Raw genomic sequence first — 23,500 nt, 5'->3', positions numbered from 1 at the left:
CCGCAGTGCCTGTCAATGACGGGACGTCCTGCGGGACAGGTTTATGCTGCGGGTGCATACTAGCGCAAATGGACATGAGGAGTGAGACATGACGGATATCGTGATTCTGGACGGCGCACGCACGGCGATCGGCACCTTTGGTGGCGCATTGGCGCAAACTGCGCCGATCGATCTGGGCGCGACGGTGGCCAAGGCAGCAATGGAGCGTTCCGGCGTAGAGCCTGCTCAAATCGGCACCGTGGTCTACGGCCATGTCATCAACACCGAGCCGCGCGACATGTATTTGTCGCGGGTGGCCGCGATGCAGGCAGGTATTCCCGAGACCACACCGGCGATGAATGTGAACCGGCTGTGTGGATCGGGCGCGCAAGCGATTGTCTCGGGCATTCAGGCCTTGATGCTGGGCGACGCGGAGTTTGCACTTACCGGCGGTGCCGAGAACATGTCGCGCAGTCCTTTCATTACGCCCTCGACCCGCTGGGGGCAGAAAATGGGCGATGTGAAATCGCTCGACATGATGCTGGGCGCGCTCAATTGCCCCTTTGGGACCGGCCATATGGGGGTGACGGCAGAGAATGTCGCGGACGAGCATGAGATCACCCGTGAACAGATGGACGCATTTGCCATGGCCAGCCAGACCCGCGCCGCAGCGGCGATTGAGGCAGGCTATTTCCAAAGCCAGATCGTACCGGTCGAGGTGAAGGTCAAACGCGATATGGTGCCGTTTGAAGTGGATGAGCATCCCAAGGCGACCTCGCTGGAAGCGCTCGCAGGCCTGCGCCCGGTGTTTCAGAAGGAGGGCCGTGTCACGGCGGGCAATGCGTCGGGGATCAACGATGGCGCGGCGGCACTGGTGCTGGCAACCGGTGAGGCGGCGGAAAAGGCCGGTCTGAAACCCAAGGCACGCGTTCTGGGGTATGCCCATGCGGGCGTACGGCCAGAGGTCATGGGCGTTGGTCCGATTCCGGCGGTGGAGCAGCTGTTGAAGCGCATCGATATGACAGTCGGGGATTTCGACCTGATCGAGTCAAACGAGGCCTTTGCAGCACAGGCACTGGCGGTGAACAAGGCACTCGGACTGGACGCCGCCAAGGTGAACCCCAATGGCGGTGCGATCGCATTGGGGCATCCGGTAGGTGCAACCGGAGCCATCATCACCGTGAAAGCGCTGTATGAGCTGGAACGCACGGGCGGTCGCCGGGCGATCATCACCATGTGTATCGGTGGTGGTCAGGGGATTGCACTGGCAATCGAGCGTCTTTGACCTGATCGGGCGGAGGGGCGTTGCCCCTCTGCGCTGGCGCGCATTCATCCCAGGATATTTAGGTTGGAAGAGGGGGCTGAGATCGTCGGCCCCCTTTTTGTTACGCCTTGTTACGCCAGATGCGTGATGATGAGAGTGGCGAGGACACCAACGGTCGCGCCTGCGGCTGCGGCACGTTTCCATGGGCGACGGGCTGAGGTATCTTCAGGTTCCTGCGCCTGCGCGATCAGGGCGCGTTCCACCAACGTCGGCAGACGCGGGCCAAAGCGGGCCAAGACCAGCGCAGTCTTGCCCAGATCGGACGCGATAGCGCGGGGGCCGATCGAGGATTTGATGTAGTCCTCCACCACCGGTTTTGCGACGTCCCATATGTTGATGCGCGGATCAAGCGAGCGGGCGACGCCTTCGACCACCACCATGGTGCGCTGCAACAGGATCAACTCGGTACGGGTTTCCATGCCAAAACGCTCTGTCACCTCAAAGAGGTAGTTCAAGAGCCGCCCCATGGAGATATGCGTGGCGTCCATGCCAAAGATCGGCTCTCCAACGGCCCGCAATGCGCGGGCGAACTCGTCGACATCCTGCGTGGCAGGCACGTAGCCTGCCTCGAAATGGACTTCGGCCACGCGTTTATAGTCGCGTTTGATGAAACCATAGAGGATCTCGGCATAGACCCGGCGGGTATAAAGGTCGATATGGCCCATGATGCCAAAGTCATAGGCAATGATGTCGCCATTGGCGGCGACCTTCATATTGCCCTGGTGCATGTCAGCATGGAAATAGCCATCGCGCAGCGCATGGTTCAGGAACAGCGACAAGACCCGTTGACCCAGCGCGTGCCGGTCGTGGCCTGCGGCATCCAGCGCGTCATTGTCGCCGATCGGCAACCCGTCGGCCCAGCCCAGCGTCATCACCCGGCGGGCAGAGTAATTCCACAGCACTGGCGGAAGTTGGAAACCCGCGTCATTGGAGGTGTTGTCCGCGAACTCTGAGGCGGCCGCACTTTCAAGGCGCAGGTCCAATTCGCCACGGACAACGCCATCAAAATGGGTGATGACATCCATGGGGCGCAGGCGTTTGGCGCCGGGTGCGAACAGTTCTGCGATGCGGGCGGCGAAATAGAAGGCGTCCACGTCCTTGCGAAAGGCGCGTTCGACACCCGGGCGGAGCACCTTGACGGCGACGTCCTGGCCGGTTTCAGCAAGCTTGGCATGATGGACCTGCGCAATGGAGGCAGCGGCGATCGGCTCGGAAAACTCCGAGAAAATCTCGTCCACGGATTGGCCCAGTTCCTTGGCGACCTCATCCATGGCGACTTCGCGGGGGAACGGAGGCAGCTTGTCCTGCAAGACGCGCAACTGCCGCGCCATATCCTCGCCCACCACGTCGGGGCGGGTTGAGAGCACCTGACCGAATTTTATGTAGGCAGGTCCCAATGCGGTGATCGCGCGGGTTGCCGGCGGCATGGATGGGTCGCCCTTGTAGCCAAGCCACTGGAACGGCCAGCCGAGGGTATAGGCCACCATGCGCAGGGGCGCAGGCGCGTCAAAGGCATCAAGCACCACATTCATGGCTCCGGTCCGCACGAAGGTGGCGCCTGTTCGGATCAGGCGAATGATGTTGTGAGGTCCGCGCATCGATCAGATCTTCCAGCCCGAATGCAGAGCGGCAATGCCCATCGACAGGTTTCGGTATTTGGCGTTTTCAAATCCAGCCTGTTTCACCATCCCGAGGAACGTGTCCTGGTCCGGGAAGTTGCGGATCGATTCCACCAGATACTGATAGCTGTCGTAATCGCCGGCGATCACCTGACCCATACGGGGAATGACGTTGAAACTATAAAGATCATAGAGCTTTTGCATCCCGTCGTTCGGCAGCTGGCTGAACTCCAGCACCATCAGGCGGCCACCGGGTTTCAGCACGCGGAAGGCTTCGTTCAGAGCCTCTTGCGGGCGGGTCACATTCCGGATGCCGAAAGAAATGGTGTAGACGTCGAATGTGTTGTCCTTGAACGGCAGCGCCATGGCGTCGCCGGTGACCCAATCCAGACTGTCGGCCATCTGCGCGGCCTCGGCCCGCTTGCGCCCCTCTTCCAGCATCGGCCGGGTGAGGTCGAGCACGGTGGAGTGTCCGTAGCCCGCGCGTTTCAGAAAGCGAAACGAAATATCGCCGGTGCCACCCGCCACATCCAGCAGGCGTTGACCGGGGCGCGGGGCCAGCCAGTCCATCATCGCATCCTTCCAGATCCGGTGGATACCGACGCTCATCACATCGTTCATGATGTCGTATTTCGAGGCGACGGAGTTGAAGACCCCCTGCACCCGGCCTGCCTTTTCGTGCTCCGGCACGGATTGAAAGCCGAAATGGGTGGTGCTGTCAGATTTCTCGGTCATGGGCCTTGTCGTCCTCGCAGTTTCGCCCTTGTTATAGAGCGCTCACGGGGCGGCACAATGCGCCCTTCTGTCAGGGGAGTCCTCTAATGCCTGAATTGCCCGAGGTCGAGACGGTGATGCGCGGCCTGCGCCCTTCGATGGAAGGCGCCGTGATCGCGCGCGCGGATGTGAACCGCCCCGATCTGCGCTGGCCGTTCCCGGACCGGATGGCGGAGCGTCTGTCGGGGCGGCGTGTCATGTCGATGCGGCGGCGGTCAAAGTACATCCTTGCGGATCTTGATAGCGGCGAGACGCTTTTGATCCATCTCGGCATGTCCGGGCGGATGACCGTTTCGGGCGATCCCCTGGGGCAATTCGTGCACGACCACCCAGCGCAGGAGAAACACGACCATGTGGTGTTCCACATGGACAACGGCGCCCGTGTTACCTTCAACGATCCGCGCCGCTTCGGCGCGATGGACCTGCTGGAGACCGCAACGGCGGAGACGCACAAGCTGCTCGCGGTATTGGGGCCGGAACCGCTGGGCAACGATTTTCACGAGCAGCACCTGATTGCTGCGTTCAAAGGGCGCCGGACGCCGGTGAAATCAGCGCTGCTCGATCAGGGAATCATCGCAGGTCTTGGGAATATATACGTCTGCGAAGCCTTGTTCCGTGCCGGAATTTCGCCACGTCGCGAAACGGGCCGGATCAGCGCCGCGCGCGTCGCAACCCTGGTCCCGATCATCCGCGAGGTCTTGCAGGATGCCATCGCGGCGGGGGGATCCTCGCTGAAGGATTTTCGCCAAGCCAATGGAGAGCTTGGATATTTTCAGCATACCTTTGATGTTTACGGGCGCGAGGGCCACCCCTGTCGCCGTGCCGAGTGTGGCGGTATCGTAAGCAGAATCACCCAGTCGGGGCGGTCGTCCTTCTACTGTGGCAAGTGCCAAAGATAGCTTGAAAGAGCGAACCGCCGTGATAAGGACTGATGGTTCAGGAGCAACAACCGAAAGCGAATTGCCATGGCCTATGAGACGATCAACGTCGATACTCAGGACCACGTCTGCCTCATCAAGATGAACCGGCCTGAAGCGTTGAACGCGCTCAATTCTGTCCTTCTGGGCGAGTTGTGTGCCGCTTTGGAAGAAGCGGACGCCAGCGACAAGGTGCGCTGTATCGTGCTGACCGGCTCGGAAAAGGCGTTTGCTGCCGGCGCCGACATCAAGGAGATGTCGGAGATGAGCTTTGTGGACGTCTTCACCACCAACCTCTTTGCCGATGCAAATGACCGGATCTCGGCGGTGCGCAAACCGATTATTGCGGCGGTCTCTGGCTATGCGCTTGGCGGCGGGTGCGAAGTGGCAATGATGTGCGACTTCATCATCGCGGCCGACACCGCCAAGTTCGGTCAGCCGGAAATCAACCTTGGTGTTGTGGCCGGTATGGGCGGCACCCAGCGTCTGACGCGGTTTGTCGGCAAGTCGAAGTCCATGGACATGAACCTGACGGGTCGTTTCATGACTGCCGAAGAGGCAGAGCGCGCCGGTCTGGTCTCGCGCGTGGTGCCGGCGAAAAAGCTGATGGACGAGGCGATGGGCGCGGCCCAGAAGATCGCAGAGAAATCGGTTCTGACGTCGATGGGGGTCAAGGAGTCGGTCAATCGCGCCTATGAGCTGCCCTTGAGCGAGGGCATGCTGTTTGAACGCCGGGTCTTTCATTCCATGTTTGCAACTGAAGATCAGAAAGAAGGCATGTCGGCGTTCCTTGAAAAGCGCGAAGCGCAATTCCGCGACAAGTAACACGCGGCCAGCTGCGCGTCGCTGCGTTTGCTGTGACCACATCAATTCGCGTCACGTCTGGCGCATCGGGAAAGCGGGCTTTGGGCCCGCTTTTTTGTTGAGGGGTGGCGGTTGTCGGGTCCTGGGGCAATGGTGGCTTGCGCTTTGTGCGCGAATCCAGTATCGACCGCCGTCATACATGCGCGTGCAGCCCGCTCAGGCTAGAATCACGACCGGTGATCCGATCCGGGTTCGGCTGGCATTCGCCATACTTGAATACAATGAACCCGAACATAAGGTCACCATATCATGGCAAATACTCCTCAGGCCAAGAAGCGCGCACGTCAGAACGAAAAGCGCTTTGCCATCAACAAAGCTCGTCGTTCGCGCATCCGCACCTACCTGCGTAAAGTCGAAGAAGCCATCGCATCCGGCGACAAGGAAGCCGCAACCGCAGCTCTGCGCGCGGCGCAGCCCGAGCTGATGCGCGGTGTCACCAAAGGGGTGTACCACAAGAACACGGCGTCCCGTAAAATCTCCCGTCTGTCCGCGCGTGTGAAGGCGCTGGCATAAGCCACAGCAGGCTTTGTGACAGGCGATTCCGGGGGCACAGCGCTAGCGAGCTCTATCCGGATTTCAACATAAAAAGCACCGCCAGAGGCGGTGCTTTTTTGTTTGAAGGATTTCGGTCACTTCCGTCGAGTCGCAGAGATTCTTTGCCGGGGAAGCCCGAGTCAACATCATAGTTTCGTTGCCGCTCCACGCCGGAAATTGCTACCACTGTTCCAGCGATTCATTCGCTGGGGGGACAGGCTGCTCGCAACAATCCTAACGGGCATTAGGGTTGTTATGGCCGGTGATCCGCGCGCTGCGCGTGGCACTGGCAACGGTATTCTATCGGCGTCTTTGGCCGATACCGTGCTTTTGGCATCTGTCCCATCACAGCGAATAAAGGGCGAGCGTTTTTTCGTCGCGGACTTTTGTGTGTTGCCGCGCGTTTTACAACGTTGTTTTCGGTTTTCGAAACACGTGAAGGCCAGTTTGCTTGCAGGCTGGCGGCGTTCTTTCTGTGCCCGATCGCCACCGGATTGTTCTGAAGGGAACAGTCAGACTGGGACGAAACGATAGGCCGAAAATCCGGCCATAACACAGGATGCGTGAGGCGCAGCATGACAGAGGACACATGGGGTCTACTAAGAAAACGTTTGCTAAAGACGGTCGGGCAGAACAACTTTACAACATGGATTGAGCCGCTTGAGCTGGATCAGGTTGACGGTGGGGTTGCCACCTTTCACGTGCCCACGAACTTCATGGGCAACTATGTCAGCCAGAACTTTGCGGATTTGATCCTGCATGAATTCAACATGTCGGGTGAACCCGTTCAGCGCCTCGCGTTCAAGGTCGCTGCCAATTCTCCGACTCGGCCGGTGCAACCGTCCGTAACCGAAGCCATTGAAGCGCCAGCGCCCGTGTCTGCGCCGGTGGTGGACCAAGGTGGGTCGCAGGAGGGGGCTGTCGCTGTGAAATCGCCCCTGGAAGACCTGCAAGCCGCGCCTCTGGATCCGCGCTTCACGTTCGACAGCTTTGTCGTCGGCAAGCCCAACGAGCTTGCCCATGCGGCCGCGCGCCGCGTTGCCGAGGGCGGACCCGTGACCTTCAATCCGCTGGTGCTCTATGGCGGCGTGGGTCTTGGTAAAACGCACCTGATGCATGCGATCGCCTGGGAGCTGAAAGAGCGCAATCCGGACCTGAACGTTCTCTACCTGTCGGCAGAGCAGTTCATGTATCGCTTTGTGCAGGCCCTGCGCGAGCGCAAGATGATGGACTTCAAACACCTGTTCCGTTCCGTGGACGTGCTGATGGTGGATGACGTTCAGTTCATCGCCGGCAAGGATTCCACCCAAGAAGAGTTCTTCCACACCTTCAATGCGCTGGTGGATCAGAACAAGCAGATCATCATTTCCGCGGATCGCGCCCCCGGCGAGATCAAGGATCTTGAGGATCGTGTGAAATCCCGCCTGCAATGCGGCCTGGTGGTGGATCTGCATCCCACCGATTATGAGCTGCGTCTGGGCATTCTTCAGACCAAAGTGCAGCAGAACCGCAAGAACTACCCGGATCTGAAAATCGCCGATGGTGTGCTGGAGCTGCTTGCGCATCGCATCTCGACCAATGTGCGGGTGCTTGAAGGCGCGCTGACCCGATTGTTCGCTTTTGCCTCGCTCGTGGGGCGCGAGATCGACATGGATCTGACCCAGGATTGTCTGGCGGATGTGTTGCGTGCCTCCGAGCGCAAGATCACGGTGGAGGAAATCCAGCGCAAGGTCTCGGAGTATTACAACATCCGCATGTCCGACATCATCGGACCCAAGCGTCTGCGGTCTTACGCGCGGCCGCGTCAGGTGGCGATGTATCTGTGCAAGCAGCTGACCAGTCGCTCGCTGCCGGAAATCGGCCGTCGGTTCGGAGGGCGTGACCATACCACCGTGATGCACGGGGTGCGTCGCATCGAAGAGCTGAAGACCATCGACGGGCAGATCGCCGAAGACGTCGAAATGCTGCGGCGCGCGCTCGAGGCGTAAGGTCGCCATATATCGACAGGCTGCGCCTCAACTTTGCCTGTCAGGAGATCACGGCCCCGGAATGCCCACCGGGGCCGTCTTTGTTTGGGACGCGGCAAATCAGACGCATCCCCAAGGGGATTTACGACTTTCGGTGGTGGCGTGGCTCTCTGCTCTTGACCCCCGCCGCAATCCCTTGGAGAAATCAATAAAAACCTTGTGTTGAAGGGTCAGGGCGTTAATCTGCCGCTCCGCTCGAACCACATGTTTCCAAAGACTGCCAGCCGAAGAGGATAGAGGGAAATGAAGATCAGCATTGAACGCGCAACGCTTCTGAAGGCTGTGGCGCAGGCGCAGTCGGTGGTTGAGCGCCGCAACACCATTCCGATCCTCGCAAATGTTCTTATCGAGGCCGAGGGCAGCGATGTGATGTTCCGCGCCACCGACCTCGATATCGAGGTGGTCGACAAGGCGCCCGCACAGGTGGAGCGTGCCGGAGCCACCACCGTCGCAGCCACCACCCTGCATGAAATTGTGCGCAAGCTGCCGGATGGCGCATTGGTCACCCTGACTGCGGATGCGGCCACTGGTCGCCTGACGGTAGAGGCCGGCCGGTCGAACTTCTCGCTGGCGACGCTGCCGCGCGAGGATTTCCCGGTGATGGCCACGTCGGAGTATCACTCCAACTTCACCGCCAACGCAGCGATGCTGCGACGCTTGTTTGACAAGTCGAAGTTCGCGATTTCCACCGAGGAGACGCGGTATTACCTGAACGGTGTCTACATGCATGTGGCCACAGGCGAGAGCGGTGGTAAGGCTCTGCGCTGTGTGGCGACCGATGGACACCGTCTGGCGCGCATTGATGCGGACCTGCCGATGGGGGCAGAGGATATGCCCGGCGTCATCGTGCCGCGCAAGACCGTGGGCGAGCTGCGCAAGCTTCTGGATGATGACGAGATGGATATCGCTGTGTCCGTCTCCGAAACCAAGGTGCGCTTTGCGACGCCGAACATTACCCTGACCTCGAAGGTCATCGACGGCACATTCCCCGACTACACTCGCGTTATTCCGGTCGGCAACACCCGCCGTCTCGAAGTTGATGCGAGCGAGTTCGCCAAGGCGGTGGATCGGGTTGCGACGGTGTCTTCGGAACGCTCCCGCGCGGTGAAGCTGCAGCTGGACGAGGACCGCCTGGTCCTGTCGGTGAACGCCCCCGATAGCGGTGCCGCAGAAGAAGAGCTTGCTGTAGCTTATAGCGACGAGCGGCTGGAGATTGGTTTTAACGCTAAGTACCTCCTTGAGATCGCCAATCAGGTGGACCGCGAAAACGCCGTGTTCATGTTCAACTCCTCTGGCGATCCGACATTGATGCGCGAAGGCAGCGACGAGAGCGCAGTCTATGTGGTCATGCCGATGCGCGTCTGACGCATCGGTTGGAACGGGCCTGACGGCCCGGCCTCCGGCGGAGGTATTTTGGAAAAGATGAAGGCCCGTGCTGGCACTGACGTCCCTGTTCATGTCTCATTTCCGCTCGCATCTGCGGGCGGATTTGCATTTGGATGCGCGCCCTGTTGCGATCCACGGCGACAATGGTGCGGGCAAGACCAATATCCTTGAAGCGGTGTCGCTGTTTTCGCCGGGACGCGGAATGCGGCGGGCGTCGGCTGCGGATATGGCGCGCCAACCCGAAGCTCTGGGCTGGAAGCTGAAGGGGGTGCTACAGGCCCGCGGCCAGGCCGTTGAGGTCGAGACCTCCTCGGAGGCGGGCAATGCCCGTCAGGTGAAGATCGACAACAAAGCCGCCAGTCAGGTCGCCTTGGGGCGCATCGCGCGCGTGGTCTGGTTGATTCCGGCGATGGATCGTCTGTGGATTGAGGGCGCCGAGGGCCGGCGGCGGTTCCTGGATCGGATTGCGCTCAGTTTTGACCCTGACCATGCCGAGGCGACGCTGACCTATGAGAAGGCCATGCGCGAACGCAATCGCCTGCTCAAGGACAATGTGCGCGATGCTGCATGGTACCGCGTGCTGGAAGGGCAGATGGCGGAGGCCGGGTTTCGCATCCATCAGGCCCGCGTCGATGCGGTAGACCGGTTGGTCGCGGCGCAGGCAGAGGCGGAAACCGCTTTTCCGGTGGCCGATTTAAAGCTGATCCAGGCCGAGGGTGAGATGCCCGCGAGCGCCGATGCGTTGCGTGCCGCGCTGGATGCAGGGCGCATGCGGGACTTGTCAGTCGGGCGGACGTTGGTGGGGCCGCATCGCAGTGACCTGATGGGGGCCTATGCGGCCAAGGGTCTGCCCGCAAAGGACTGCTCTACAGGTGAGCAAAAGGCGCTTCTGGTGTCGCTGATCCTTGCCAATGCACGGGCGTTGCTAGCCGAGGAAGGGGCTGCACCGATCCTCCTGCTGGATGAGGTGGCAGCGCATCTGGATGCGGGGCGTCGCGCCGCACTCTATGACGAGATTTGCGCGCTTGGCACGCAGGCCTGGATGACGGGAACCGGTCCGGAACTGTTTCAGGAACTGGGTCAACGGGCACAGCATCTGAAGGTCACCGATCAGGATGGGACAAGCGAAGTGATTCAGGAATGACGCTGACCATCTGGGATCTCGCCATATATGCCAGCGCTGTATTTGTTCTGTTCCTGACGCCGGGGCCGGTCTGGCTTGCACTGGTGGCGCGCTCCATGGCGGGCGGGTTTCACGCGGGCTGGCCGCTGGCATTCGGCGTCGCGGTTGGCGACGTCTTCTGGCCGCTGATTGCGGTTGTCGGGGTCAGTTCCATCTCTGCGGCGTCAGAACTGATCGCGGTGGTTTTGAAAGGGGTGGCGGTGGTGATGTTCCTCGTGATGGGGATCAGTACGATCCGCAGCGCAGGGCAGCCGATTGCCGCCAATCGCCAGTTGACCAGACCGGGGCGCTGGGCGGGGTTTGTCGCCGGGGTCATCGTTATTCTGGGCAACCCGAAAGCGGCGCTGTTCTACATGGGGATCTTGCCGGGGTTCTTTGATCTGACCGCGACAACAGCACAGGACATCGCGGCGATTGTCGCGGTGTCGATGGCGGTGCCGTTGATCGGGAATGTCATCTTGGCTGGCTGTGTCAGCCGTGTGCGGCTGCTGTTGTCGTCCCCCACCGCACTGAGGCGCATGAACCTAGGGGCTGGCTACCTGTTGATCGCGTTTGCCTGCATCATTCCCTTTACCTGAGCAGCCACTGCTCCAGATAGGGCACAAGCGCTTCGGCAGGGGGGGGCATGTCGCCATGTTCCATGCAGAACCCCGTTGCAAGCACGTGGTTCAAAAAGGCCTGGATGCCTTCGGCCAGTATCTCCGGACTGGAGTGGGCGGGCAGGGTGCCGGCGGCCTGCATCCGGGCAATCCAGCCTGCAAACAGGGCGATCTGGCGCATAAAACCCTGCGTGACCACCTCGTCCACCTCGGCTCCAGTGGTGCCGGAGTAGCGCAGCAACAGATCGAAGATCATTCTGTCCTGGGCAATGAAATCCAACAACGGCGCAAGACGGTGCGCGATCTCTTGTGGCGTCCGGGGCTCTGGCGCGGCTTCCATGGTCTCGATGTGTTGCATCACGCGGGCCCCCAGAATCACCGCCAGCAGCCCGTCCTTGTCGCCGAAATGGGAAAAGAACGTCCCCTTGGCGACCCCGGCACCAGCGACAACATCCTCGACCCGCAACGCGGAGACACCGTTGGCGTTGATAATGTCTTCCGCAACGGACAGTAGCTTCGCCCTTGTTTCCAAACGACGTTTCTGCGGCGCGCGTGACATGTGTGATGCTCCCCCGGCTAAATATTGTGACCACGGTCAATTATTAAATTGACCGTGGTCGAATTTTCAGTCAATAAAATGACCGAAGTCACATTTAGCAATGCGGAGGACCTCATGTCCACACGAAAGATCATCATACTGAACGGCCACCCTGGCAAAGAATCCCTCAACAAGACACTGGCAGAAGCCTATCGCGATGCCGCGAAGGGCGCTGGCCACGATGTGCGCTACCATGACCTCTCTGCCATGGAATTCGACATGGATTATGGCATTGGCGGATACCATAACTACAAACCCCTCGAACCAGATCTGGAGGCTTTCCTGACGGATCTGGAGTGGGCCGAACATGTGGTGCTCACGACGCCGCTGTGGTGGGGCGCGCTTCCGGCAAAGCTCAAGGGCGTGTTTGACCGGGCCTTGCTGCCGGGCCGCACCTTTGACACGCGCAACACCTCGATGCTGGGTTTGCCGGCGCCGATGCTGACGGGGAAGACGGCCCGGGTCCTGCTGACCTCCGACACGCCCGCGGTGTTCCTGCGGCTGTTTTACAGCAACGCGGTCAAGAAGATCCTGTCGCGCCAGATACTCGGGTTTGTGGGGGTCCGGCCCACCCGTTTCACGTCTTTTGCGCCCGCTTCGCACCCGGTCGCTTCGACCGTGGCGGCCTGGTGTCAGAAAGCTTCAAGACTGGGAGAGCGAGCCGCATGATTCCCTAAGAAAAAAGGGGGCTTGCGCGTGACATCCCGCCCTGGAACGCGTATAAAATCGACAGTTAAGAATAGGAAGGCGTGAATGTCCGAAAACGAGCAAACTCCGGCAGAATATGGCGCAGATTCCATCAAGGTTCTCAAGGGGTTGGAGGCCGTGCGCAAACGGCCCGGAATGTACATCGGCGACACCGACGACGGCTCCGGTCTGCACCATATGGTCTATGAGGTGGTGGACAACGGTATCGACGAGGCACTGGCCGGGCATGCGGACCGCGTCACGGTCACGATCCACGCCGATTCCAGCGTCTCTGTAAGCGACAATGGCCGCGGTATCCCTGTCGATATTCACGCCGAAGAGGGCGTTTCCGCGGCCGAGGTCATCATGACCCAGCTGCACGCGGGCGGGAAGTTCGACAGCAACTCCTACAAGGTGTCCGGTGGTCTGCACGGCGTTGGTGTTTCGGTTGTGAACGCGCTCTCTGATTGGCTGGAGCTGCGCATCTGGCGCAATGGCAAGGAACACGTTGCCCGCTTTGAGCGCGGTGATACCGTGAAACATCTGACCGTTGTGGGCGACTGCGGTGATCGCACCGGCACCGAGGTGCGCTTCCTTGCGTCGACCGACACCTTCTCCAACCTCGAATACTCTTTCGAGACGCTGGAAAAACGCCTGCGGGAACTCGCGTTCCTGAACTCTGGCGTGCGTATTGTCGTGGCGGATGAACGCCCGGCTGAGCGGCTCGAGAGCGAGCTGTTCTACGAGGGTGGCGTCAACGAGTTTGTCAAATACCTCGACCGCTCCAAGACCCCGGTGATGGACGCGCCGATCTACATCAAGGGCGAAAAGGACGACATCGGTGTCGAGATCGCCATGTGGTGGAACGACAGCTACCACGAGACCGTGCTGCCCTTTACCAACAACATCCCCCAGCGCGATGGCGGCACCCATGTGGCGGGTTTTCGGGGGGCGCTGACCCGGACCATCAACAGCTATGCGCAATCCTCTGGCATCGCCAAAAAGGAAAAGGTCTCCTTCACCGGCGATGATGCCCGCGAAGGTCTGACCTGCGTGCTGTCGGTGAAAGTGCCGGATCCGAAATTCTCCTCTCAGACCAAGGACAAGCTTGTGTCCTCCGAGGTGCGCCCGGTGGTCGAGAGCCTGATGGGCGAAAAGCTCGCGGAATGGTTCGAAGAAAACCCCAATGTCGCCAAACAGGTGGTCGGCAAGATCATCGAGGCCGCCCTGGCCCGCGAAGCTGCTCGCAAAGCGCGTGAACTCACCCGCCGCAAAACTGCGATGGACGTGAACTTCCTCGCCGGCAAGCTCAAGGATTGTTCCGAGAAAGACCCCTCGAAGACCGAAGTCTTCCTCGTCGAGGGGGACTCTGCGGGTGGCTCTGCGCAAACCGGACGTGACCGTCAGACCCAGGCTATTCTGCCCTTGAAAGGCAAGATCCTGAACGTGGAGCGCGCCCGGTTTGACCGGATGCTCTCCAGTCAGGAGATCGGCAACTTGGTAATGGCGCTTGGCACCGGTATCGGTCGCGATGAATTCAATATCGAAAAGCTGCGTTACCACAAGATCGTCATCATGACCGACGCGGACGTCGATGGCGCGCACATCCGGACGCTGCTGTTGACGTTCTTCTACCGCCAGATGCCGGAGCTGATCGAAGGCGGGTATCTCTACATCGCGCAGCCACCGCTCTACAAGGTGAGCCGCGGCAAGTCCGAGGTCTATCTGAAGGATCAGGCCGCGATGGAGGATTACCTCATCAGCCAGGGGGTTGATGGTGCGATCCTGCGTCTCGGCGACGGTTCTGAAATCGCTGGTCAGGATCTCACCCGTGTGGTGGACGAGGCGCGCCGTCTGAAGCGTCTGTTGGATGCGTTCCCGACCCATTATCCGCGCCATATTCTCGAACAGGCCGCGATCGCGGGGGCGTTTGTCCCTGGTGCGGTGGACAGCGACCTGCAAGGTGTCGCTGACAAGGTGGCAAGTCGCCTTGACCTGATTGCGCTGGAATACGAGCGTGGCTGGCAGGGACGGATCACGCAGGATCACGGTATCCGCCTGGCGCGTATCCTGCGCGGTGTGGAAGAGGTGCGGACTCTGGACGGCCCGATGCTGCGATCCGGTGAGGCGCGCAAGACCGGCAGCTTCACCAAATCCCTGCAAGAGATTTATGGCACACCTGCCGTGCTGCACCGCAAGGATCGCCAGCAGGCCATCTATGGCCCGCTCGACCTGCTCAAGGCTATCCTGGAAGAAGGCGAGAAGGGGCTGACCTTGCAGCGCTACAAAGGTCTGGGCGAGATGAACCCGGATCAGCTGTGGGAAACCACCCTGGACCCGGATGCCCGGACCCTGCTGCAGGTGCGCGTGGATGACATGATCGAAGCGGATGATCTGTTCACCAAACTGATGGGCGACATCGTGGAGCCGCGCCGCGAGTTCATCCAGAAAAACGCGCTGAGCGTCGAAAACCTCGACTTCTAGTGCTTACAGGATCGCGCATGCAATTGCGCGATCCCCGCTCCGTTGTGCGCGTTTCGCTTGGTCCTGCGCGAAAGTAGACGGAATGTCCGAGAAACGTATGCTCTGCGACACTTGAGGCGCAGAGTGCAGCCCGGCTGCGGGATTGACGGTCCCGCGACTGATGCCGGGGGCGTTGGCCTGAGCCGGGTTACCTTTTTGCAGCCCGGATCTCCCGCTCCAGCGAGTCGAGGAACCGCGACCGATCCGCCTTCGAGAACCCTTTGCCGCCGCCCTGCATCCCCAAAGGGTTGGCGGCACGCAAATCGGTCATCAGATCGCGCATCGCCAGTTGCTGGCCGATATTGGCCTCGGTAAAGCGCTCGCCATTGTGGCGCAGCACCCGTGCGCCGGCCACAATGCATTTGGCGGCCAGCGGGATGTCTCCCGTCACCACCACATCGCCCGGCCCGCAGCGTTCGGCGATCCACATGTCGGCCACATCCGCGCCTGCATCGACGATGACGTTTTCCACCAGCGGGTTTTGCGAGGGCCTGAGGCCCCCGTTGGAGACCACAAACATGCGCCATTTGTGGCGGGTGGCGACCCGCTCGGCCTCGGCTTTGACCGGGCAGGCATCGGCGTCGATGTATAGCGCGCTCACTCTGCTGCCTTGTCCTTTTTGGCGGGGGCGTCTTTTGTCGCCTCTGCCTTCTTTGCCGGGGCTTTCTTGGCCTTGGAGGGCGCGCGCAGGTCCTTGTATTCATCCGGGATTGGCATCCGGTTGAAGGCATCAAGCCCGGCGATCTTATAGGCCTCGGCCAACGTCGGATAGTTGAAGGTGTTCTGGACGAAGTAATCCACCGTACCTTTGAGGTTCAGCACCGCCTGGGCGATGTGAATAAGCTCAGTCGCGCCTTCGCCGACGATCTGCACACCCAGCACCCGGCGGGTCTTGAGCGAAAACAGCATCTTCAGCATGCCGTGCTCCAGCCCCATGATGTGCCCGCGCGAGGTTTCGCGAAACCGCGCGATGCCGACCTCATACGGGACGCCGCGCTCTTTCAGCTCTTCTTCGGACATCCCACAGGTGGACATTTCCGGCACCGAGTAGATGCCATAGGGGAACCACGGGCTCTCGGGCACGGTGGGCACATCCATCGCATGACAGGCCGCAACGCGGCCCTGCTGCAGCGAGGTGGAGGCCAGCGACGGATGGCCGATCACATCGCCGGTGGCGTAGATATGGGACACTTTGGTCTGATAGGTCTTGCGCTCCACCTCGAGACGGCCGCGATGATCGGTCTCCAGCCCCACGGCCTTGAGGTTCAGCCGGTCGGTATTGCCCATGCGCCCGGCGGCAAACAGCAGCATCTCGCCGCGCACATGGCGGCCGTTTTCCAGCGTCACCTCGATATGGCTGCCTTCATCCTCGATGCTCTCGATCGCAGAGCCAAGCCGCAGATCGACGCCGTTTTCGCGGATCTGGTGGGTGAATTCCTCGATCAGCCGCTGGTCGATGAAATCAAGGAAGCTGTCGCGTGGCTCGATCAGGGTGACGCGCACATCCAGCGCCGAAAACATGGTGGCATATTCCACGCCAATGACGCCTGCCCCCACGACGATCAGCGAGCGCGGGATTTCCGCCATTTCCAGAAACTCGTCACCATCCACCACGGTCTTGCCATTAAAGGGCACGGTATCGGGGCGATAGGTGCGGGTGCCGGTGGCGATCAGGAATTTCTCGCCGGTGACACGGGTGGTGTCGCCCGCCTCGACTTCCACCTCGACCTCATTTGGGCCGGTGAAATGCGCCATGCCCGCCAGCATATCGACGTGGTTGCGGTTGAACTGATGTTCCAGCACGTCGACCTCGTGATCGAGCGTCATATGCAGCCGCGCCTTCAGGTCTTCGGCCTTGATCTGATCCTTCACCCGGTAGGCGCGACCATAAAAACTGCGCTCGCGCCAGCCGGTGAGGTTCAGCACGGTTTCCCGCAGGGTCTTGGAGGGCACCGTGCCGGTATGAACAGAGACCCCGCCCAGGCGATCCTTGCGGTCAATCACCAGCACCCGGCGCTTGAGCTTGGCGGCCTGAATGGCGGCGGTGCGGCCAGAGGGGCCGGAGCCGATGACGATCAGGTCATAGTCGAACTTGGAAGGGGTCTCGGTCATGGTGTTACTCCCGGTAGAGGGCGTCTGCGTGGAAGGAGACATGCTCCTCCATGAAGGTGGAGACAAAGAAGTAGCTGTGGTCATAGCCATTCTGCATCCGCAAGGTGGCCTCCTGACGGCGTTCCGCGATGGCACTGGCGAGCGCTTCGGTTTTCAGCAAGTCGCCAAATTGATCCGCCGTGCCGGTGTCGATCAGAACGGGGCCATCAAAGCCCACATCGCGCATCAAGAGGGACGCGTCATGTTTGGCCCAGAGGCTTTCATCCGCACCGAGGTAGGCGCTGAGCTGTTTGCGGCCCCAGTCGCTGTTGGTGGGGTTGCAGATCGGCGCAAAGGCGGACACCGACCGGTAGCGCCCCGGCAGGTTCATCGCCAGCGTCAACGCGCCGTGACCGCCCATGGAATGGCCGGTGATGGCCTGACGGGACATGTCGAGGTTGAACCGCTCGCCCAAGAGCGCGGGCAGTTCTTCGGCCACATAATCCCACATCTGGAAATGCGGCGCCCATGGATCCTGGGTGGCGTTGACGTAAAATCCCGCACCCTGTCCCAGATCATAGGCCTCGTCATTCGCGACGCCTTCGCCGCGTGGGGAGGTATCGGGAAACACCATGGCGATGCCTTGCTCGGCGCACCACGCCTGCGCGCCGGCCTTTGTCATGGCGTTTTCATGGGTGCAGGTGAGGCCGGAAAGATACCACAGCAGCGGCACCGGGCCGTCCTTGGCGTCTTCCGGCAGGAACAGGCCAAAGGTCATGTCGCAGTTGGCGGCTGAACTGGCGTGGCGGTAGACGCCCTGTGTGCCGCCAAAGGCCCGGTTCTCGACCAGGGTTTCCATCGAAGTTGCCATCGAGACCTCCATAATTCGGTGTTGGCTCATCGCTAACGGGGCAGGGCGAATTAATCCAGTGCTGGCACGTCGCCTCGGCCCGTTTTTGCGCCAGAGAAGCTTGTAATTGGCTAAAGATCGCTTTTCCGATGTGCGATAAAGTGCGTCCGGCCGATAGGTCGGACAGCCCCGACCTCCCCCAAGGGAGGGGGCTTCACCCCCACCCGAGGTCGGGGGCTGTCCTCTGTGGCGTTATAACAGCGTATTCGCCCAAGCGATGACAAAGGGCACCGTCATGATCGACACCACGGTCGAAATCAGGATCGCTGCCGAGGCCCGTTGCGGTGCAACGCCATAGTGTTGCGCCAGCATATAAACATTGCCCGCCACCGGCAGCGACGCCGCAGAAATCGCCGCCGCCGCAGAAAAGGGCGTAACCGGCATCAACCACAGCACCCCCGCTGATACGCCCAAGGGGTGCAATACCAGTTTGGCAAACGACAGCCAGCCTGCGACCTCCACCCGTTCCGCGGATTTGGAAGCCAGTGATGCGCCAATCGCAAACAGCGCACCGGGGGTGGCTGCCCCTCCCAAAATAGCCAGGAAATCATTCATCGGCGTCGGGATCGGCACCTGCCCTGCGGACCATGCAAGACCGGCCACAATCGACAGGATCATCGGGTTTTTCAGCAGCCCCACGCCCACCAGTCGCAGCGTTGCAAGGCTCAGCCCCGCGCCGCGATGAGCGTTGATCAGCACCACGATCAGTGAGGAAAACACCACCAGATCCACCGCCAGCACCAGCATCATCGGTCCGACAGCCCCCTCTCCAAAGAGGATCACCATCATCGGGATGCCAAGAAAGCCCACGTTGCCGATCGCCGCGCATTGGGCCTCGACCGCGGCGGTCGATATATCCTGCCGCCGCAGCATCGCCACCACGGTCGCCACCAGATAGACGCCAAGCGTGCCCGCCAGATAGCCGATGATCAGATTGGGGTCGAAAATCTCTGCAACAGACAGGTTCGCGGCAAAGCGAAAGATCATCGCCGAGAGCGGAAAGAAGAACACGAATTTCGTAAGATAGGCTGTCGCCTCATCGGTGAAAAACCGGGTGCGCCCTGCCCAATAGCCAAGGCCGATGATTGCAAAGAACGGAAGTGTGCGAAAGAAAATCTCGGCCATCGCGGAAATTGGTAACCTGAGTTGACCAGAAGAAAAAGAGTTTTTGCTTTCAGGTTTCAGGGCGATCACGCGACTGTCGCTTTCCTGCTGCTGTCGGGTACGGTATGGCTGAAAAACTGCAGTCCGCCACAGGGGCTTGAAAAAGCCCTTTGGGCAGGTGGAGTGCCAGACGTTAGGGCTAGCGCAGTCAAAGGGGGCAAGGGACGGCCCCGGTTGCGCGGGAGGAGGATGGAAAGAGTGACGAACCAGAGCGCAGCTGTCGTGCGCAGGGGGCGGAAGTTTGATCAGGTGCTGGATGGGGCTCGCAAGGTCTTTTTGGCTGACGGGTTTGAAGGCGCCAGTGTTGACGATATTGCCCGCGAAGCCGGTGTTTCCAAGGCGACCCTATATAGCTATTTCCCCGATAAACGCTTGTTGTTTATGGAAGTGGCGCGCAATGAATGTGCCCGACATGCCACCCAGCAACAGGACTTTCCCGAAGGCTCCAGCCCGCGTCAGGTGCTGACGCTGGTGGCACGCCATATCCTGTCGGTGATCCTGTCTGACGTGGGCCAGAAGATCTATCGCATCTGTGTGGCCGAGACCGAACGCTTCCCCGATCTGGGGCGGGAGTTCTTTGCCAGCGGCCCGCAGGTCGAGCGCGAAAAGCTCAAATCTTATCTGCGCACTGCCACCGCACGGGGCGAATTGCAGATCGAGGATTTCGATATGGCAACCGAGCAATGGGCGGCCTTGCTGCGCACCGATCTGTTCCCGCGGATGATCTTTAACCTGCGCGACAGCGTTGCGGAGGCTGAAATTCACCGCGTCGCGGACGCCACCGTCGACATGTTCCTCGCCCGCTACGGGGTCTGACGGAACGATCCCGCGCGCTGAGACTTCGGCGCTGGGCGAAGTGTTTGTCGTGGGCAACTCCCTGCAGCAGCGCTAGGGTGATCCCATGGCAACACCACGTTTTGATATCATCGGGCAGGCCATCGCGGATGCCAGTCGCACCCGGATGCTCTGCGAGCTGATGGAGGGGCGCTCCTTCACCAATAAGGAACTGGCCGGCGCCGCCGGGGTCACGCCGCAGACCGCGTCGGCGCATTTGCGTCTGTTGCAGGATGCGGGTCTCGTGGTGGCAGAAAAACGCGGGCGCTGTGTGTTTCATCGCCTGTCCGGACCGGAGGTCGCGCAGGCGCTGGAACAGCTCGCGGCGATTGCGCCGATGGACAGCCTTTACCGGGCGCAGCGGCGCAAGGCAGGTGGGCTGGCGCAGGTGCGCAGCTGTTATGATCACCTCGCGGGACCGCTTGCGGTGGCGATGACCGATGCGCTGATCGCGCGCGGTCATCTGCGCGAAGAAGGCGGCGGCTTTCATCCTGTTGCGGGCGAGATCTGGGCGGGGTTGGGCGTGTGCCTGCCAGACCGTGTTACGCGCGCGCCCTTTGCACGGCCCTGTATGGACTGGACAGAGCGGCGTTTGCATATCGCCGGTCCCATGGGGCGGCAGATCTTGACCCATGCGCTGGAGGCGGGATGGCTGCGGCGTCCGCTGCGCGGACGTGGGCTGGAGGTGACCACACCGGGGCACCGCGCCCTGGAGGAGCGGCTAGGCCTTGGCAGCGCACTTGCGGGGCTCTCAGGTCTCAAAAGCTGCGAAGAGGCTTGATTTGCAGCGCAAATGCGCGGACCTTAGAAGGATGAACCAACAGAGCACCGGGGCTTTCCCGCCTTCGCCACCGCCTGAGCAGATCGTTTTCCACCGGAGCGAACTCTCCGTGATCATGTCGCTTTATGGTCGCATGGTTGCCGCCGGGGAATGGCGTGACTACGGCCTGTCGCATCTGCGCGAAATGGCCGTGTTTTCCGTATTTCGCCGCACCGCTGAGAACCCGCTTTATCGGATTGAGAAACGCCCCAAGCTGCGCACTCGGCAGGGGCAATATTCGGTTGTCGGGATGGATGGCCAGATCCTGAAACGCGGCAATGATCTCAAAACAGTGCTTCGGGTTCTGGAGCGCAAATTGATCCGCGCCGTGGAATAGCAGTGGATTAAACGGCGGTTGCGCCGCAGTTCACGGGTTTTGTGGGGGATGGCCGGGGCCGCGCGGGGCCTCTGGCCCCGCGCGGCCCCGGCCCGGATCGGATCGCTTGCGCGATCCGACCGTCTCTTAATTGCGAGGTTTTCGCCAGCCATGCATTAAGGGCGGTTCAGCCCAAGCGTTTATGGGCCGTTACCGGCCCGTCACCCTGTTCTAAAATGCGGGTGATGGCGGCCTGAAGGGGCTCCAGCGTGACCGCCATTGTATGGGCATTGGCATGCAGCAACGTCAGCGGGTCGCGCACCCACCCCACATGGCCCTTCCAGAACAAGAGGTCCCCCCGCTCATATGGGCTGCCTTCTGGTAAAAGCCTGCCCAAAGACGCCTCCTGCGGGCCGCTGTCGCCGGGGCAGTCGATACCGCAGGCATGGCAGGACAGTTGCACCAGACCGGAACAATCAATGCCAAAGCGGCTATTGCCCCCCCAAAGATAAGGCGTACCCAAGAGCGTTTCGGCGACTGCCACCGGATCAGGCGCGCGCGTGTCCAGCGGGGTCAGATGAACCAGCGGCACAAACCCCTGATCTGTTTGGGCAAAACGCGCCTCTGTGCCCCGAACCGCCAGCTGACTGCCAAGGCTGAGCGAGGTCAGCTCCGGCGATTTCAGATCCGCGCGCGTATAGGCATGGGTGGCGGGAGCGCTGACCCAATGGGTCATGGCAAGCGGGTCTGCCAGATGATCTTCGGCGACCCAACCCGTGTAGCCATCCTTTTCGGCGCGCAGGTGGCACCAGCCGTCCTGACGCGACAGGATCTCGGCGTGATCGCCCATCAGCAATTGCCGGTCGCGCGCGCCATTCGGCGCTTTGCACAGGTCTGCAACGGGGCGGGAGATGCGGGTGCGGGTCATGACAGCCCCAGCATTTCTGGTAGGGCCTGAAACAAGGCGCGGGTGCCTTGACCAACGCCGCCTTTGGGCCGTGCGGGCAGGCTGGAGGGGCTCCAGCCAAAGACGTCGAAATGCATGTAGCGCGCATCACCGGCAAAGCGGCGCAGGAACAAAGCGGCGGTGATCGCCCCGGCAAATCCCCCCGCTGGGGCATTGTCCAGATCGGCAATACCGGGCTCGATCATCGCCTCGTAGGGGTCATGAAACGGCAGCCGCCAGACCGGATCTGCCGCGTCCTGTGCGTTGCTTGCAAGTGTCACCGCATCGCCCTCGCGGTCGGTAAAAAACGGGGCAATGTCTGCGCCGACAGCCACCCGTGCCGCTCCGGTCAGGGTCGCCATGGAAATCAGCAGATCGGGAGTGTCTTCCTGAGCCAGCGCCAGCGCATCGGCCAGCACCAGACGGCCCTCGGCATCGGTGTTGTTGACCTCAACCGTCAGCCCCTTGCGGGAGGTGAATATATCACCGGGGCGGAAGGCAGGGCCAGAGACGGCGTTTTCGACCGCCGGGATCAGCACCCGCAATTGCAGTCTGAGACCGGTCGCCATGATCATATGCGCCAAGCCCAGCACATTTGCAGAGCCGCCCATGTCTTTTTTCATAAGCGCCATGCTGGCACCGGGTTTGAGGTTCAGACCACCGGTGTCGAAACACACGCCCTTGCCCACCAGCGTCAGCGTCGGCCCCTCGTTGCCCCAGCGCATGTCGATCAGGCGCGGCGCGCGGTTCGCGGCGCGGCCCACGGTGTGAATGAGCGGGAAGTTCTGCGCCAGCAAATCCTCGCCGATCACAGTGCTCACGGTGGCTCCGTGCACCTCGGCCAGCGATTCGACGGCCTGCTGCAACTCTGCCGGTCCCATGTCCTCGGCGGGGGTGTTGATCAGCGTGCGGGTGAAGGTTTCGCCTGCGGCCATCGCCTCCACGCGAGCGGCATCAACGCCGTCGGGGGCGATCAGGCGGGCCTTGGCTCCGGTGGTTTTTGCATAGCGATCAAAGGCATATTGCGCCATCAACCAGCCAAAGCATTCGACCTCTGCCGACAGATCCGCGGGCAGATCCGAGGCCAGCGCATAGGTGCCTTCGGGCAGTTTTGCAGCGGCTGCGGCCAAAAGGAATCGCTGGCGCTGGCGGGTTTTGGGCGTGCCTGCACCGATCAATGCGCCGCGGATGGTGCCATCTGCACCCGGCAGCACCACAACCTGGCCCCATGCGCCGGCAAAGCCCATGGAGCGCGCCCAGCCTGCAGTGGTGCCGTCCTGTTTCGCCAGCCAGGCGTCCAGTGTGCGTTCAGTGACGATGTGCAGGGGAAGCCCCGCGTCGGAGGCGGGGGCAAAGGTTGGAACGGCCAGATTGGGCACGGCAAAATGGGGCTGCATGGACAGGT

22 protein-coding genes are annotated in these 23,500 nt (G+C 61.2%); 13 read left to right on the top strand and 9 right to left on the bottom strand.

Annotation, left to right across the window (positions count from 1 at the left end; all coding sequences use genetic code 11):
* The first annotated feature begins 88 nt into the window (after positions 1–88).
* Positions 89–1,264 carry an acetyl-CoA C-acyltransferase family protein gene (locus tag MHM88_RS09855; RefSeq protein ID WP_239363841.1) on the top strand — a complete coding sequence of 392 codons (1,176 nt, stop codon included), beginning with the start codon at positions 89–91 and terminating at the stop codon, positions 1,262–1,264.
* A 110-nt stretch (positions 1,265–1,374) separates the two neighbouring features.
* Here MHM88_RS09855 and ubiB read toward each other — a convergent pair whose 3' ends face one another.
* Together ubiB and ubiE are read right to left on the bottom strand one after the other, a co-directional pair.
* Positions 1,375–2,901: a 2-polyprenylphenol 6-hydroxylase gene (gene ubiB, locus MHM88_RS09850; protein ID WP_239363836.1), complete on the bottom strand. Its 1,527-nt coding sequence runs from the start codon at positions 2,899–2,901 to the stop codon at positions 1,375–1,377.
* Between the two features lie 3 nt (positions 2,902–2,904).
* A complete protein-coding gene (gene ubiE, locus MHM88_RS09845; RefSeq protein WP_239322104.1) occupies positions 2,905–3,657 on the bottom strand; it encodes a bifunctional demethylmenaquinone methyltransferase/2-methoxy-6-polyprenyl-1,4-benzoquinol methylase UbiE in 753 nt (250 codons plus the stop codon).
* An 86-nt stretch (positions 3,658–3,743) separates the two neighbouring features.
* Here ubiE and mutM point away from each other — a divergent pair, with 86 nt between their 5' ends.
* The 7 genes from mutM (at position 3,744) to MHM88_RS09810 (ending at position 11,185) form a co-directional block, all read left to right on the top strand.
* Positions 3,744–4,595, top strand: a complete 852-nt coding sequence (gene mutM, locus MHM88_RS09840; RefSeq protein ID WP_239363832.1) for a bifunctional DNA-formamidopyrimidine glycosylase/DNA-(apurinic or apyrimidinic site) lyase — start codon at positions 3,744–3,746, stop codon at positions 4,593–4,595.
* Between the two features lie 66 nt (positions 4,596–4,661).
* Positions 4,662–5,438, top strand: a complete 777-nt coding sequence (locus tag MHM88_RS09835) for an enoyl-CoA hydratase (protein ID WP_239322102.1) — start codon at positions 4,662–4,664, stop codon at positions 5,436–5,438.
* 288 nt (positions 5,439–5,726) lie between these two features.
* On the top strand, positions 5,727–5,990 hold the full coding sequence (gene rpsT, locus MHM88_RS09830) for a 30S ribosomal protein S20 (RefSeq protein ID WP_239322101.1): 264 nt from the start codon (positions 5,727–5,729) through the stop codon (positions 5,988–5,990).
* Positions 5,991–6,586: 596 nt separating this feature from the next.
* The gene (dnaA, locus tag MHM88_RS09825) at positions 6,587–7,999 is read left to right on the top strand and encodes a chromosomal replication initiator protein DnaA (RefSeq protein WP_239363829.1); all 1,413 of its coding nucleotides are present in this window, start codon (positions 6,587–6,589) and stop codon (positions 7,997–7,999) included.
* Positions 8,000–8,281: 282 nt separating this feature from the next.
* A complete protein-coding gene (gene dnaN / locus MHM88_RS09820) occupies positions 8,282–9,403 on the top strand; it encodes a DNA polymerase III subunit beta (protein WP_239363817.1) in 1,122 nt (373 codons plus the stop codon).
* A gap of 67 nt (positions 9,404–9,470) precedes the next feature.
* Positions 9,471–10,568, top strand: coding sequence for a DNA replication/repair protein RecF (gene recF, locus MHM88_RS09815; protein ID WP_239363810.1), 1,098 nt, complete (start codon positions 9,471–9,473; stop codon positions 10,566–10,568).
* Positions 10,565–11,185, top strand: a complete 621-nt coding sequence (locus MHM88_RS09810; protein ID WP_239363807.1) for a LysE family translocator — start codon at positions 10,565–10,567, stop codon at positions 11,183–11,185. Before recF ends, MHM88_RS09810 begins: the two co-directional genes overlap by 4 nt.
* Here the strand turns inward: MHM88_RS09810 and MHM88_RS09805 are convergent.
* Positions 11,178–11,765, bottom strand: a complete 588-nt coding sequence (locus MHM88_RS09805) for a TetR/AcrR family transcriptional regulator (RefSeq protein WP_239363799.1) — start codon at positions 11,763–11,765, stop codon at positions 11,178–11,180. The two genes, MHM88_RS09810 and MHM88_RS09805, sit on opposite strands and share 8 nt — an antisense overlap.
* A gap of 114 nt (positions 11,766–11,879) precedes the next feature.
* On the opposite strand from MHM88_RS09805, the gene MHM88_RS09800 reads away from it, so the two are divergent.
* The gene (locus tag MHM88_RS09800) at positions 11,880–12,473 is read left to right on the top strand and encodes an NAD(P)H-dependent oxidoreductase (RefSeq protein ID WP_239363798.1); all 594 of its coding nucleotides are present in this window, start codon (positions 11,880–11,882) and stop codon (positions 12,471–12,473) included.
* A gap of 84 nt (positions 12,474–12,557) precedes the next feature.
* Positions 12,558–14,975, top strand: coding sequence for a DNA topoisomerase (ATP-hydrolyzing) subunit B (gene gyrB / locus MHM88_RS09795; protein ID WP_239363797.1), 2,418 nt, complete (start codon positions 12,558–12,560; stop codon positions 14,973–14,975).
* Between the two features lie 187 nt (positions 14,976–15,162).
* Here the strand turns inward: gyrB and MHM88_RS09790 are convergent, their stop codons facing one another.
* From MHM88_RS09790 to MHM88_RS09775, 4 genes are all read right to left on the bottom strand, one after another.
* The gene (locus tag MHM88_RS09790) at positions 15,163–15,615 is read right to left on the bottom strand and encodes a YaiI/YqxD family protein (protein ID WP_239363796.1); all 453 of its coding nucleotides are present in this window, start codon (positions 15,613–15,615) and stop codon (positions 15,163–15,165) included.
* Entirely contained in the window at positions 15,612–17,126 is a 1,515-nt protein-coding gene (gene sthA / locus MHM88_RS09785) for a Si-specific NAD(P)(+) transhydrogenase (RefSeq protein WP_239363795.1), read from the bottom strand. The genes MHM88_RS09790 and sthA overlap by 4 nt, the downstream gene beginning before the upstream one ends.
* Positions 17,127–17,130: 4 nt before the next feature.
* Entirely contained in the window at positions 17,131–17,964 is an 834-nt protein-coding gene (gene fghA, locus MHM88_RS09780) for an S-formylglutathione hydrolase (protein WP_239364531.1), read from the bottom strand.
* A gap of 243 nt (positions 17,965–18,207) precedes the next feature.
* A complete protein-coding gene (locus tag MHM88_RS09775) occupies positions 18,208–19,140 on the bottom strand; it encodes an AEC family transporter (RefSeq protein ID WP_239363794.1) in 933 nt (310 codons plus the stop codon).
* Between the two features lie 237 nt (positions 19,141–19,377).
* Between MHM88_RS09775 and MHM88_RS09770 the strand changes: the two genes are divergently transcribed.
* From MHM88_RS09770 to MHM88_RS09760, 3 genes are all read left to right on the top strand, one after another.
* Positions 19,378–19,995 (top strand): TetR/AcrR family transcriptional regulator, encoded by a 618-nt coding sequence (locus tag MHM88_RS09770; RefSeq protein WP_239363782.1) that lies wholly within the window; start codon positions 19,378–19,380, stop codon positions 19,993–19,995.
* 85 nt (positions 19,996–20,080) lie between these two features.
* Positions 20,081–20,794 (top strand): helix-turn-helix transcriptional regulator, encoded by a 714-nt coding sequence (locus MHM88_RS09765; RefSeq protein WP_239363779.1) that lies wholly within the window; start codon positions 20,081–20,083, stop codon positions 20,792–20,794.
* A 31-nt stretch (positions 20,795–20,825) separates the two neighbouring features.
* Complete coding sequence (locus tag MHM88_RS09760) at positions 20,826–21,170, top strand: DUF2794 domain-containing protein (RefSeq protein ID WP_168593746.1); 345 nt, start codon at positions 20,826–20,828, stop codon at positions 21,168–21,170.
* A 166-nt stretch (positions 21,171–21,336) separates the two neighbouring features.
* Here the strand turns inward: MHM88_RS09760 and MHM88_RS09755 are convergent, their stop codons facing one another.
* Both MHM88_RS09755 and MHM88_RS09750 read right to left on the bottom strand, forming a co-directional pair.
* Positions 21,337–22,077, bottom strand: a complete 741-nt coding sequence (locus MHM88_RS09755; protein WP_239363776.1) for an NlpC/P60 family protein — start codon at positions 22,075–22,077, stop codon at positions 21,337–21,339.
* Positions 22,074–23,492, bottom strand: a complete 1,419-nt coding sequence (locus MHM88_RS09750) for a M17 family metallopeptidase (protein ID WP_239363774.1) — start codon at positions 23,490–23,492, stop codon at positions 22,074–22,076. Before MHM88_RS09750 ends, MHM88_RS09755 begins: the two co-directional genes overlap by 4 nt.
* Positions 23,493–23,500: the final 8 nt, after the last annotated feature.

This window comes from Epibacterium sp. MM17-32 (assembly GCF_022348205.1).
Classification (GTDB): Bacteria; Pseudomonadota; Alphaproteobacteria; order Rhodobacterales; family Rhodobacteraceae; genus Epibacterium.
Note: the sequence above shows the minus strand (reverse complement) of the source record. Positions and strands in the feature narration are given on the sequence as shown.

What these genes read in the sequence shown, in the direction of transcription:
- MHM88_RS09765 (WP_239363779.1), top strand. Translation starts at nt 20,081, where the DNA reads ATGGCAACACCACGTTTTGATATCATCGGGCAGGCCATCGCGGATGCC.
- dnaA (WP_239363829.1), top strand. Translation starts at nt 6,587, where the DNA reads ATGACAGAGGACACATGGGGTCTACTAAGAAAACGTTTGCTAAAGACG.
- rpsT (WP_239322101.1), top strand. Translation starts at nt 5,727, where the DNA reads ATGGCAAATACTCCTCAGGCCAAGAAGCGCGCACGTCAGAACGAAAAG.
- MHM88_RS09855 (WP_239363841.1), top strand. Translation starts at nt 89, where the DNA reads ATGACGGATATCGTGATTCTGGACGGCGCACGCACGGCGATCGGCACC.
- MHM88_RS09750 (WP_239363774.1), bottom strand. Translation starts at nt 23,492, where the DNA reads ATGCAGCCCCATTTTGCCGTGCCCAATCTGGCCGTTCCAACCTTTGCC.
- MHM88_RS09835 (WP_239322102.1), top strand. Translation starts at nt 4,662, where the DNA reads ATGGCCTATGAGACGATCAACGTCGATACTCAGGACCACGTCTGCCTC.
- MHM88_RS09760 (WP_168593746.1), top strand. Translation starts at nt 20,826, where the DNA reads ATGAACCAACAGAGCACCGGGGCTTTCCCGCCTTCGCCACCGCCTGAG.
- MHM88_RS09805 (WP_239363799.1), bottom strand. Translation starts at nt 11,765, where the DNA reads ATGTCACGCGCGCCGCAGAAACGTCGTTTGGAAACAAGGGCGAAGCTA.
- MHM88_RS09800 (WP_239363798.1), top strand. Translation starts at nt 11,880, where the DNA reads ATGTCCACACGAAAGATCATCATACTGAACGGCCACCCTGGCAAAGAA.
- MHM88_RS09810 (WP_239363807.1), top strand. Translation starts at nt 10,565, where the DNA reads ATGACGCTGACCATCTGGGATCTCGCCATATATGCCAGCGCTGTATTT.
- gyrB (WP_239363797.1), top strand. Translation starts at nt 12,558, where the DNA reads ATGTCCGAAAACGAGCAAACTCCGGCAGAATATGGCGCAGATTCCATC.
- fghA (WP_239364531.1), bottom strand. Translation starts at nt 17,964, where the DNA reads ATGGAAACCCTGGTCGAGAACCGGGCCTTTGGCGGCACACAGGGCGTC.
- MHM88_RS09775 (WP_239363794.1), bottom strand. Translation starts at nt 19,140, where the DNA reads ATGGCCGAGATTTTCTTTCGCACACTTCCGTTCTTTGCAATCATCGGC.
- sthA (WP_239363795.1), bottom strand. Translation starts at nt 17,126, where the DNA reads ATGACCGAGACCCCTTCCAAGTTCGACTATGACCTGATCGTCATCGGC.
- MHM88_RS09755 (WP_239363776.1), bottom strand. Translation starts at nt 22,077, where the DNA reads ATGACCCGCACCCGCATCTCCCGCCCCGTTGCAGACCTGTGCAAAGCG.
- ubiE (WP_239322104.1), bottom strand. Translation starts at nt 3,657, where the DNA reads ATGACCGAGAAATCTGACAGCACCACCCATTTCGGCTTTCAATCCGTG.
- ubiB (WP_239363836.1), bottom strand. Translation starts at nt 2,901, where the DNA reads ATGCGCGGACCTCACAACATCATTCGCCTGATCCGAACAGGCGCCACC.
- mutM (WP_239363832.1), top strand. Translation starts at nt 3,744, where the DNA reads ATGCCTGAATTGCCCGAGGTCGAGACGGTGATGCGCGGCCTGCGCCCT.
- dnaN (WP_239363817.1), top strand. Translation starts at nt 8,282, where the DNA reads ATGAAGATCAGCATTGAACGCGCAACGCTTCTGAAGGCTGTGGCGCAG.